Raw genomic sequence first — 12349 nt, 5'->3', positions numbered from 1 at the left:
AGCCATGTATGGCAGAACTATGTCAGTTTGAAGTGACGGGGACTGAAAACGGACCAGGGGCCACCGTTCATCGGAGCGATGAAGTGGTGTACGTCACAGTGACTGCTTTCTCTGGTGCAGGCTAAGCTTCCGTCACCGAGCCATCCCTTTCCATGCGAGTCCGCAGACCGTCGACGAGAAGAAATTCAAGGAACAGCGCGATTCCTGTTTTCCTTCCCCGAGCCAGGGCCGCCATGCGCGCTTTCTGGCCATCGACGAACGGGATTTCCCCATGCCTACAGGGATCATCAGCGCCGGAGCTCATGTACCCGATCACGTGGTCGGGAACGACCGGATAGCCGAATGGGCCGGCGTGTCGGAGGAATGGATCCACGAACGCACGGGAATTCGCGAGAGACGCTATGCGAGACCCGGAACCGCGACCTCGGACCTCGCGGTACACGCGGTGCGGCAGATCTTCTCCGCATGCGAAGGCGCCGCGGAACTCACCGACGCCCTGATATTGGCCACATGCACGCCCGATGTGCCCCAGCCGGCGACGGCGGCGATCGTGCAGCACAAGCTCGGGCTGCGCGTCATGCCGGCCTTCGACATCAACGCGGTGTGCAGCGGCTTCCTGTACGGCATGGCCGTCGCCGACGGCCTGCGGTCGGCGTCGCCGGACACCGAACACGTGCTGGTGGTGGGCGCCGACATGTTCTCCACCATCATGGACCGCACCGACCGGAGCACCGTGAGCCTCTTCGGGGACGGAGCCGGGGCCGTGCTGCTCGGCCCCGTGCCGGAGGGGTACGGGCTGCTGGCCATGCGGACGATCAGCGAGGGCTCGCTCCACCATCTCGTCGGGGTGCCGGCCGGCGGCACGGCTCTGCCGCTCGACGGGGCCGCGCTCCAATCCGGACGGAATTTTCTGAAGATGGACGGGCGGGCGATCCGGCAGTATGTGCAAACGACTCTGCCCAAGGTCGTGGACCAGGTCCTGGACGACGCCGGGTTGAGCCTGGGAGGAGTCGACCGGTTCATCTTTCATCAGGCGAACCCCCGCCTGCTCGAGTCATTCGCCGATATGACGGGAATCGACCGCAAACGCATGCCGCTCACCGCTCCCCACCTGGGGAACACCGCGGGCGCCTCCATTCCCGTCACGCTGTGTGCGACGGACCGGGACCGGCCCCTGGAGCGAGGGGAAAACCTCCTGCTGGCATCCATCGGCGGCGGTATGAACGCCGCCGCGGCACTGGTGCGCTGGTACTGACACCCCTCGGGTCCTTCGCGTTCTTTCCTCCGCGGCCCGTCTCCTTCCTTCGTTCGACCGGTAGCCGGCCCCCCTTCGTCTCACCCGGAGATCGTGACAATGAATTCGCCCGAGCCTTTCCCTTTGACGCGATATCAACTCGACATCTGGGTCTCGGCCGCACAGACCGAGGAATCACCGCAGTACAATGTCTCGTGCCATGAGAAGCTCACCGGAAAGGTGAATCTCGGCATCCTCCGCCAGTGTGCCGAGCAGGCCCTGCGACACCATGACGCTTTGCGTCTGCGATTCGACGAGCGGGACGGGACCCCGCTTCAGTGGGTCGAACCCCACCCGCCCGCCGTGGAGACGACCGACCTGTCAGGGGAAGCCGACCCGGCGGCGGCCTGCCGTCGCCGGGTGCGCGCACTCCAGCAGCGTCCGATGCCACTGCGCGATCAGCCCATGGTCCGGGTGGCGCTCCTGGTGGAGAGCCCCCGCGTGACACACCTCCAGCTGGTCGCGCACCACCTGGTGCTGGACGGCTGGTCGCTCAACCAGGTCAGCGCCCGGATCCTCGACGACTACGCGTCGGTGGTGGCGGGCGGGGCCGCGGCGCGGAGCAGCGCGCCGCCGTACCGTTCGTTCTCCGCGCGGGACGCCGCGTACCAGGGATCCGAGGAGCACACCGCCGACCTGGAGGCCCACCGCTCCGCCCTCGCCGGCGCGGTCCCCGCCCTGTTCCCCAGGAGGCCCGCGAGCGCTCCCCGCGAAGGCGTGCGCCTGTCCTTCACACTGGATCGCTCATGGGCGGAACGCGTCCGGAAGGCCCAGCTGCCGCTGTTCCCCTACATCGCCACCATGCTGGGCGCGTATCTGTCGCGGGTGCATCGCACCGAGGAGGTGATCCTGGGGGTTCCGGTCCTGAACCGGCCGGAGGAATTCCTGGACACCGTCGGGCATTTCGCGAACACACTGCCGCTGCGCCTGCCCGCCCACGACGGGATGCCCCTGCGCGACATCGTCGACCGGACGCGGAGCGCCACCCGGGCGCTGCGCCGACATGAGCGGGTGGCGCTGGGGGACGTCGTACGCGCGTTACCCGAACTCCACGGCGGCAACCGCCAGTTGTTCGACGTCACCTTGTCCTATCTGCGGGCCGGGCGCCCGGATCCCGGCCAAGGCATCGGACTTGAGACCTCGATGGAATCGCCCTGCCATGAGCAGGACGCGCTCTCGGTGGTGGTACTCGACTTCGACGGCGCGCCACAGATCCGCTTCGACCTCGGCTACGCCACGGACGTCTTCGACGACGACTTCCCCATCGAGGCGATGGCGCGACATTTCAAGCACCTGCTCGAAGCGGGCGCGGACCTGGCGGACGGGCCGGTGTCCGCGGTGCCGATGCTCTCGGCCACGGAGCGGGACGAGCTGATCCGCCGGGGCCGGGGGGAGCGCGTCGCGTATCCGCGGGAGGCCACCCTCTCCCAGCTCTTCGAGCGGCAGGTCGCCCGTGGTCCGGAGCGGATCGCCGTGATGGGCCCTGGCCCGGACGACGCCCTGACCTACGCCGAACTCGACGCGCGGGCCAACCAGGTCGCCCGGGCGCTGCGCGCGGACGGCGTGGGCCCCGGGGACCGGGTCGCCGTCTCGCTGGAGCGCGGCCCCGACCTGCTCGTCGCGCTGATGGGCGTGGGCAAAGCGGGCGGTGCCTATGTCCCGGTGGACCCGGGATATCCGCGCGAGCGCATCCGCTTTCTGCTCGACGACAGCCGTCCGGCCGCCGTGCTCGCGTCGGACGAGTGCATGCCGAGGACCGCGGTGGCGGCGGGCGTTCCCGTGCACCGTGTCCCCGACCTGCTGCACGGCGACGACTCCCCGCCGGAGCCCCTGGCCGACGGCTCCGACCTCGCGTACGTGATCTACACCTCCGGCTCCACCGGCAAGCCCAAGGGCGTGCGGGTGCGGCACCACTCCGTGGTCAACCGGCTGGCGTGGATGCAGCGGGCATACCCGATCGGCGAGGGCGACGTACTGCTGCAGAAGACACCCGTGTCCTTCGACGTGTCCGTGTGGGAGCTGTTCTGGTGGGCTGTCGAGGGAGCGAGCGTGGCCCTTCTGCCGCCGGGCGGGGAGAAGGACCCGCGCGTGATCGCCCGGACCGTCCACGACCGGCGCGTCACCGTCGCACACTTCGTGCCGTCCATGCTCGGTGCCTTCCTTGACGCCGCGGAGCAGACTCCGCGGGTGCGTGCCCGGACGGAGACACTGCGGCGTGTCTTCTGCAGCGGGGAGGCGCTGCCGGCCGCCCGCGTCGACCGGTTCAACCGGCTCTTCCACGACGGGGGTCGTGCCACGCCGGCCCTGGTGAACCTGTACGGCCCGACCGAGGCGACCGTCGACGTGACCTTCCACGACTGCCCCGGGGACCCCGGCCGCCCCGTCGGCCGCGTGCCCATCGGACGGCCCATCGACAACACCTGGCTGTACGTGGTGGGACAGGACGGGCAGCCGCAGCCCACAGGCGTCCCGGGCGAGCTGTGGATCGGCGGCGCCGGGGTGGCCGCCGGATATCTGGACCGGCCCGCCCTGACGGAGGAGCGGTTCATCGCCGACCCGTTCACCGGCGAAGGCACCGTGTACCGCACCGGCGACCTCGTGCGGTGGCTCGCCGACGGCTCCCTCGCATACCTGGGCCGCCTCGACGACCAGGTGAAGATCCGCGGGAACCGGGTGGAGCCGGGCGAGGTCAGCAGGGCCCTGATGGCCGTACCCGGCATCCGGGACGCGCTGGTGGTGGACCGTACCGATGACGAACGGGGCGTCCATCTGGTCGGCTACTACGTCGCGGAGGACGAGATCGCCGCCGCCGACGTACGCCGCCACCTCGCCGACACCTTACCGGAGTTCATGATCCCGGCCCTGCTGGTGCGGCTCGACCGCATTCCGCTGACGCCCAACGGCAAGGCGGACCGCCGGGCGCTGCGGGAGCCCGCCGCCCGCGGCGGCGCACCGGCCTCACGCCCGCTCACCCCAGCCGAACAGATCCTGTCGGAGGTGTGGTCCGAGGTCCTGCGGTGCGGTCCGGTGGGCGCCGAGGACGACTACTACGCGCTCGGCGGCGACTCGCTGCAGATGCTGCGGGTCCGCGCCCTGGCCGAGCGGCGAGGCCTGCGCTTCTCACTGGCCGATCTCGTACGGCACTCCACCGTCGCCCGCCTGGCCGCGCGGGCCGCCCTCGACACGTCCCCCTCCGGCCCCCCGGACGGCGCCGACCACGCCTCGTTCGAGGAGGAACCGCGCCCCTTCGAGACGGTCTCCGGTATCGACCGGGCGCGGCTGGGCGCGGTCACGGACGCCTACCCGCTCACCCGGATGCAACTCGGCCTGATCTACCACAGCCGTCAGCGGCGGGGATCGTCCCTCTACAAGGACGTGTTCCGCTACACCCTGCGCTGCCACTGGGACGAGGAACACTTCCGCGCCGCCTTCGGCCACCTCGTGCGGCGCCATCCGGCGCTGCGCACCAGCTTCGGCCTGGCCGGGTTCACCGAACCCCTGCAACTGGTGCACGCGGCCATGGAGGACGGCCTCGACATCGTCGATCTGCGGTCCCATGACGCCGACGAGGCCGAAGCCGAGGTCCTGCGGCACATCGAAGAACGCCGCCACCACGAGTACTCCTTCGACACTGCCACCGCCACCGCCCCCCTGTACGCGCTCCGCGTCCATGTGCGCCGCTCCGCCCTCGACCTGGTCCTGAGCTTCCACCACGCCCTGCTCGACGGCGCCAGCGTCGCCAACCTCATCGGCGAACTCCTGCGTGACTACGGGCATGCCCTGGGCCTGCACCCGACCCCGGCGCCCGAGGTCCGCCTGCCCTCGCCCGCCACGCATCTGCTGGCCGAGCGCCGAGCCCTGGCCTCGGAGGAGGACCGCCGGTACTGGCGGAGGGAGCTCGACGGAAGCGAACCCACCTCGGTCGGCTCGTACCGCCCGCACCAGCCGCCGTCGTCCGCCGGCGGGCGCTGGTCGCACCGCTTCGACCTGCCGGCCCGGCTCGGCGACGACGTACGGGCCTTCGCCCGCGCTCAGGCGGTACCGGTGAAGTCGGTGCTGTTCGCCGCCCACTGCATGACACTGCGGCTGTTGTCCGGGCGCGACGACATTACGACCGGTCTCATCGCGCACGGCCGCCCGGAACACCCACACGCCGAGCGTATGGTCGGACTGTTCCTCAACACCCTGCCCATGAGGGTGAACACGGCCCAGGACAGCTGGCTGGACGCGGTGCGGGAGGCGTTCCGGTGCGAGCGGAGCGCCTACCCCCACCGCCACTACCCGATCAGCGCCATCCAGGAGGAGCACGGCGGCGGGCCGCTGTTCGAGACGGTGTTCAACTACGTACGGTTCCAGCAGCTCACGGACGCGCTCCACGAGCCGGGGCTGGAGCTGACGGACCTGCGCACCGTCGAGGAGACCAACTTCACCCTGCTGGTCAACGCCGTGACGGACCCTGTCGACCAGAGCATCTGGCTGCGTGTCGACAACGACGGGCGGACCGTCACCCGCGACCAGGCCGGTGTCTTCGCCGACTACTACACGCGCGTCCTGGACCGTATGGTCCACCACCCCCTGGAGCAGCCGGGCTGGGACTTCCTCACCGCCGTGCCACAACCACTCCCCGCCACCGCCACCGGCACGGCACCGAGCGTGGTGGACCGCTTCGCGGAACAGGCCGCACACACCCCGGACGCCCTCGCCCTGGCGACGCACGACGAGGAGTGGAGCTACGCGCGGCTCACCCGGGCGACCGAGGCCGTGGCCCGCAACCTGCTCGCCCTGGGGGTGCGCACCGGCGATGTCGTCGGGGTGGCGGCAGACCGGTCGCCCGAGGTGATCGCGGCCATCCTGGGCATCATGCGGGCAGGAGCGGCGGTCATGCCCCTGGACACCGGATACCCCGCCGGCCGGCTCTCCTACATGATCGCAGAGGCCGATCCCCGCCTTGTCCTCGCCGCCGGCCGGCACGACGCCCTCCTCGGCCGCACCACGCGGAGCGTACGGTTCGAGGAGCTCGCCGAACCGCCCACCGGGGACACCCCCGCCCCGCCCCTGCCGGCGACCGCCCTGGACGGCACCGCCTGCGTCCTGTTCACCTCGGGCTCCACCGGGCGGCCCAAGGGGGTCGACATTCCCCACCGCACCCTGGCCAACCTCGTCGCCTGGCAGAACCGCGCCCCAAGCGCCTCGACGGGCATCACCCTGCAGTACGCTCCGCTGAGCTTCGACGTCTCCCTCCAGGAGATCTTCTCCACCCTGTGCGCGGGCGGCACCCTCCGCCTGGTGCCCGAGGAGATCCGCCGGGACATGCCGGCCCTGGTGCGCCTGTTGCACCGGGAACGGGTCGAGCGCGTCTTCGTACCCTCCATCGCCCTCCAGCAACTGGCGCTGGCCTCCGAGGCGCTGGGCCTCACCCCGGCCGCGCTGCGCGTCATCGTCTCCAGCGGCGAACAGCTGAGGATCACCGACGAGGTACGCCGACTGTGCTCGGCCCTGCCCGGGATGGTGCTGGAGAACCAATACGGCCCCACCGAGACCCATGTGGTCACCCGCCGCACCCTCACCGGACCGCCCGCCGACTTCCCCGACCTCCCCCCGGTGGGAACCGCCGTCGACGGAGCCCGGGTCGTCGTGGTGGACCAGCGGCTGCGCTCCGTGCCGCCGGGCGTCACGGGTGAGCTGTATCTCGGGGGCGCCTCGGTCGCGCGGGGATATCTGGGCCGCGACGACCTGACCAAGGAACGCTTCGTCACCCTGCCCGGCACACCCGGCCGCTTCTACCGCTCAGGCGACCTCGGATTCACCCTGCCGAGCGGCGAGATCGTGTGCACCGGCCGCGCCGACACCCAGGTCAAGGTCCGCGGGTTCCGCGTCGAGACGGCCGAGGTGGAGCTCGCGATCCGCGACCTCGCCCCCCGCCACCCCGGCATCGCCGAGGCCGCCGTCGTCGCCCACACCCGCCCCGGCACGGACACCGTCCTGGTGGCCTTCCTCACCGGCGATCCGTCGCGGGTGGACACCGGTGCGCTCCGCAGCCGATTGCGCGAAACGCTCCCCGACTACATGGTGCCGTCCTACGTCCAGTGGCTGTCCGCCATGCCGTCCACCCCCAGCGGGAAACGGGACGACGCCGCCCTGCGGGCCATCCCCCTCGAGGCGCCGGCCGACCACGACACCACCCCGCCGCGCACCCCGCTGGAGAAGGCGCTCGCCGAAATCCTCGCGGACCTGCTGCACCTGCCCGAAGTCGGCATCCACGACTCCATGTTCGACCTGGGCGGCACATCGCTGACCGCGATGCGGCTGATCGCCACCCTGGAACAGCGCTTCGGCACCGTCATCCCGCTGTCGGAGTTCATCGCCGCGCCGACCGTGGCCGCCATCGCCGACCGGCTGGGGTCCGCCGCGGCAGCACCGGCCCGCTTCGACCCGATCGTGCCGCTCAACCCGTCGGGCAGCCGGACCCCGCTGTTCATGGTCCACCCCATGGGCGGCAACGTGCTGTGCTTCCTGCCCTTCGCCAAACACCTCGACCCCGACCAGCCGCTGTACGCCCTCCAGGCGGCCGGCGCCGACCCCGGCACCGAACCGCTTGAGACCATCGCGGACATGGCCCGCAGCTACATCGCCGCGCTCAAACGAATCCAGCCTGAGGGCCCCTACCAGATCAGCGGCTACTCCTTCGGCGGGTTCGTCGCCTTCGAAATGGCCCGGCAACTCAGCGCGCGGGGTGAGCGGGCAGACGTGCTGATCCTGGACACGGTCACCCTGAACCCACGGCTGCGCGAGCTGTACACCGACGACGCGCTGCTCGGCTGGTTCTTCTGGGAACTGCTGTGGCCGGTGCGCGGCGGGACCTCGCCCCTGGAGGAGATACCCGAACATGCCACCTCGCTGGACGAGAAGTTCGCCCATATCGCACGGTGCGCCGTCGACCTGGGCGTACTGCCCGCCGACAGCTCGGGGTCCGTCATCCGGCGCCTCTTCCGCCTCTACCGGGCGAACTGGCTGGCCACGCTGGACTACCGGCCGGGCACCGTCGACCAGGACATCGTCCTCCTGCGGGCCGACGAACCGCTTCCCGCGATCCTCGAGGCCATGCACGGCGCCGCGGGCAGCCTGCACGACGAGCCGACCAACGGCTGGCGGCGGGTGACCACCGGCCGCATCCAGGTCATCGGCGTTCCCGGCGATCACCTCTCCATCATGGAGGAGCCCGGCGTCGCCCATGTGGCCAAGACGATGGCCGACATCCTGCACCCCTCAACCCATCTCCGAAGGGACAACCGAGTTCTATGACATCCCACCGGCCCAAAGCAGTGGTCATCGGGGCGGGGATCGGCGGCCTCACGCTGGCCGCCGCGCTGCGCCAGGTCGACATCGACGTCGAGGTGTACGAGCGCGCCACCGAACTGAAAGCCGCCGGCTCCGGCCTGGGCGTGCTGAGCAACGGCGGCGCCGCGCTGGAAGCCCTCGGCATCGACATCGGCCTGGAAAAGCGCGGACAGATCCTCCAGCGCTTCGGCATCAACGACGCCGAGGGCAACCACATCACCTGGTTTCCCATCCCGGAGCTGAGCAACGAGCTGGGGCTGCCGCCCACCGTGGTCATCAGCCGCAGCGCACTGCAGCAGGGCCTCCTGGAGGCGGTGGGAGACACGCCCATCACCCTCGGCGCCGCCGCCGTCGGCTACGAGACACGGCCGGACGGAGCGACCGTGCGCTTCGCCGACGGAAGCCAGGCCCACGGCGACATCGTGATCGGGGCCGACGGGATCAACTCCGCCATCCGCCGCCAGATCACCGGTCCGGAACCGGTGAACGAAGCCGGGTACGTGTGCTGGCTCGCCATCGTCCCGTTCAGCCATCCGCGCTTCGAGACCGGTTCGGTCCTCCACTACTGGGGAAGCGGCCAGCGCTTCGGCCTGCTGGACGTGGGGCACGGACAGACCTACTGGTTCGGCACCAAGAACATGTCCGCCGAACGGGCCGCCGACTGGCGGGGTACGAAGGAGGAGATCGTCCAGGCGTACGCCGGCTGGGCGGACGAGGTCGAGGCAGCCATCCGCGCGACGCCCGAAGAGGACATCATCGCCATCCCCGCCCGCGACCGGGACTTCCTGGAGCACTGGGGCGACGGCCGCGTCACCCTCCTCGGAGACGCCGCGCACCCCATGCTCACCAGCCTCGCGCAGGGGGCCGGGATGGCCATCGAGGACGCCGTCGTCCTGGCCGGGACACTGGCCCGGGCTGGCGATCTCACCGCCGGACTGCGCGCTTACGAGGACCAGCGCCGCGAGCGCACCCGGGCCATGGTCCACGCCTCCCGCGCGCTGAGCGAACAGGAGCAACTGGAGGACCCGCGGCAGCGGCACGAGCGGGACGAACAACTGCGTCGCACGACCTACGCCGCCTTCGCCGAGCAGCAGCGGGACGTCCTCACGTTTCCCGGGATCCACGCCTGACACCGCGACCGCCGTGACGGGGCCACAGCGCACAGCGCTGTGGCCCCATGGTCCTCGGCCGATACCGTGACCGGCATGGACTTCTCCCTGCAACAGCTCCGCGGCTTTGTCGCGGTGGCGGAGGAGCAGCACTTCGGGCGTGCCGCGCCGACCGCCGCCCGCCACGCCGCCGAGGGCCGCACCGGACGCCCACTCCGTCACCCCGCACGCCTGTTGGAGCCCGGACAGCCCGAACCCCGCCCTGCACCGACTGGCGGCCGCCCTCACCCGCGAGCCACGGCTCGGGGTGTCCTGAACTCACAGACCGTCGCGCACCATGACGACGACGATCTGGACATGACGGTCGGCCGCCGTGTTCGAGATGAGGGCTCCTCCTGTGGGGGGGGGACTGGTGGGGGGTTGGGGGTGTCAGCGCCTGAGGTCCGCCCCGACCGCGGCGGCCACGACGCTGTCCCGTTCGGTGCGGCTGAACAGCCCCTCGGACAGCCATGTGTCGGCGAGCGTGCGTACCGCCTGGACGAAGAGGCCCGAGGACGCGAAGGGTGCCTGCGCCCAGAGCACGTCCAGGAAGGTGAGACCGTTGCCCCGGGCGCGGTTCGGTACGCCCGAGTTCTTCGCGCCGAACACGACGACCGGTTCCGAGCGTTTGAAGTAGGCGTGGTAGCGCGTCTCGTCCCCGACGTAGAACGGGGCGAGGGTCAGGCCGTGGGTGGTGAAGTACATCGGCCGACCCCCGGGTTTGATCGCGTCGGCGAGATCGCCCCGGAGCGTGAAGTCCTTGTAGAAGGAGAACACGCGGAAGGCCGGCTCCTGGCTCTGGGCGGTCAGCAGGACCGGACCGTAGAACACCGACTGGACGGCGGGATCGTCCAGGGCCCGTTCGATCCGCAGGCGGTAGGGGGCGGAGATGGCGACCCGGTCGCCGCGCCGCCAGTCCCTGCTCAGGCTCAGATAGCTGCCCGGCACGGCCTTGGCCGACTGCCGCACCCCGTTGACCGTGACGGTGAAGCCCGCCGTGGCCCAGGCCGGAACGCGCAGCCGCAGGTCGAGCCGCCCGCTGCCCTCGCGGAACGTCAGGGTGCGGACGCCCTCGGCCGGGTAGTCGCTCGTCTGCTCGATGACGAAGCCCCGCTCCGGCCACCGCAGTGTCGAGGCGAGGGAGAGATTGACGTACAGCGCGGCGCCGTCGGCCGAGCGGAAGTACACCGAGTCCTGGTACTTGGTGTGGTTCTCCATACCGGTGCCGCCGCAGCAGGTGCCGGTGTTGTCGTACTCGCGCCGCACCCCCGGGCCCATCCCGACGAAGTAGGTGACCTCCGGGCTGTCCGTGGCGGGGGCGTCCCGGCGGGAGGCGAGGATGTGATTGGTCACGCCCCGCTCGTAGTAGTCCATGTAGGCGGGGTCCGGCTCGTGGAAGAACAGCTGCCGGCTCAGTTTGAGCATGTTGTACGTCGCGCAGGTCTCGGCGTTCTTGTCGTCCAGGGTGGCCGCGATGGCGCCGCGGGCGCGGAACATCTCGCCCTGCCCCGTGCCGCCCAGGCTGTACATCCGGGAGCCCGTGACCATGCCCCAGAAGTTGCGGGCCGCGTCGGCGTACTCCTCGTCCGCGGTGTGGTCGAACAGCCGCAGATAGCCGGTGAACTGCGGAATGTGCTGGTTGGCGTGTCTGCCCTCCAGGATGTCGCGGTCCTCGGCGCAGGCCTTCAGCAGCGCGGTGTTGTCGAAGCAGCGCGCGGCGGCGAGGTGTTCCGCCCGGCCGGTGAGGGCGTACAGATCCGCCAGCACCTCGTTCATCCCGCCGTACTCACCGGCGATGTAGATGGACCACATGCGCTCCAGCTGGGCCGCCGGCAGATGGCCGAGCCGGCTGTGCACCCAGTCGCCCATCCCGGAGGCGATCTGAAGGGCCTGCTGGTTCCCGCCCAGGGTGTGCGCGTCCAGCAGCCCGCGCATGATCTTGTGGCAGGTGTAGTACGGCGCCCAGATGGTGGGGTAGGTCGTGTAGCTCTCCAGCAGGATGAACTGCGTCTCCGGGTACGCGGCCAGATAGCCGGGGTGGCTGGGCTTGGGCGAGCCGTGTTCGGCCAGTGCCTTCTGACACTCGGCGAGCGCGCCGACCAGGTAGTCGAGCTTGGTCTTGAGCGCGGCCTCCCTGGTGTCCGCGTAGGCCTGGGCGATGAGGGTGAGGAAGTGGCCGCCGTAGTGGCCGCGCAGATTGCCGTCGGAGGTCTCCCAGCCGCCCGGCGGCCGGGCGCCGCGGGTGTCGAGCCCGGCGTTGGCCCGGAAGACGGCCAGGATGCGGTCGGCCGGGTAGGACCTGGCGTAACCGAGCATCAGGTCGCGCTTGCGGCGGAAGACACCGTCGCCGAGGGTCACCGCGTCCAGCGGGAAGGGGCGTACGGACCAGGTGTCCGGGACGGGTGACGACACGCCTGTGGCCCGGGACGGCGCCGCGGCGGGGACGGCGCCGGGCGCGGCGGCCTGCGCCGGTGGAACGGCGGTCGCGAGCGGGGCGGCGGCAGCGGCTCCGGCGGCGAGTCTCAACGCGCGACGGCGGGACGGGGGGTGGGACATCTCGTGACTCCGA

The 12349-nt window shown here is 70.8% G+C and carries 5 protein-coding genes; 4 read left to right on the top strand and 1 reads right to left on the bottom strand.

The annotated features are described in order from the left end of the window. Positions 1-271: 271 nt before the first annotated feature. From ACFZDL_RS03520 to ACFZDL_RS03505, 4 genes are all read left to right on the top strand, one after another. Positions 272-1255, top strand: a complete 984-nt coding sequence (locus tag ACFZDL_RS03520) for a ketoacyl-ACP synthase III (RefSeq protein ID WP_353591156.1) — start codon at positions 272-274, stop codon at positions 1253-1255. Positions 1256-1354: 99 nt separating this feature from the next. Further along, positions 1355-8596 carry an amino acid adenylation domain-containing protein gene (locus ACFZDL_RS03515; RefSeq protein ID WP_353591155.1) on the top strand — a complete coding sequence of 2414 codons (7242 nt, stop codon included), beginning with the start codon at positions 1355-1357 and terminating at the stop codon, positions 8594-8596. Continuing rightward, positions 8593-9762 (top strand): FAD-dependent monooxygenase, encoded by a 1170-nt coding sequence (locus ACFZDL_RS03510; protein ID WP_353591154.1) that lies wholly within the window; start codon positions 8593-8595, stop codon positions 9760-9762. Before ACFZDL_RS03515 ends, ACFZDL_RS03510 begins: the two co-directional genes overlap by 4 nt. Before the next feature lie 139 nt (positions 9763-9901). Next, positions 9902-10057: a hypothetical protein gene (locus ACFZDL_RS03505; protein WP_353591153.1), complete on the top strand. Its 156-nt coding sequence runs from the start codon at positions 9902-9904 to the stop codon at positions 10055-10057. A gap of 113 nt (positions 10058-10170) precedes the next feature. On the opposite strand, the gene ACFZDL_RS03500 is transcribed toward ACFZDL_RS03505, so the two are convergent. Continuing rightward, positions 10171-12336, bottom strand: coding sequence for a beta-L-arabinofuranosidase domain-containing protein (locus tag ACFZDL_RS03500; protein WP_353591152.1), 2166 nt, complete (start codon positions 12334-12336; stop codon positions 10171-10173). Positions 12337-12349: the final 13 nt, after the last annotated feature.

The sequence above is a fragment of the Streptomyces sp. NPDC007917 genome, assembly GCF_042959105.1.
In the GTDB taxonomy this organism is placed as follows: Bacteria; Actinomycetota; Actinomycetes; order Streptomycetales; family Streptomycetaceae; genus Streptomyces.
Note: the sequence above shows the minus strand (reverse complement) of the source record. Positions and strands in the feature narration are given on the sequence as shown.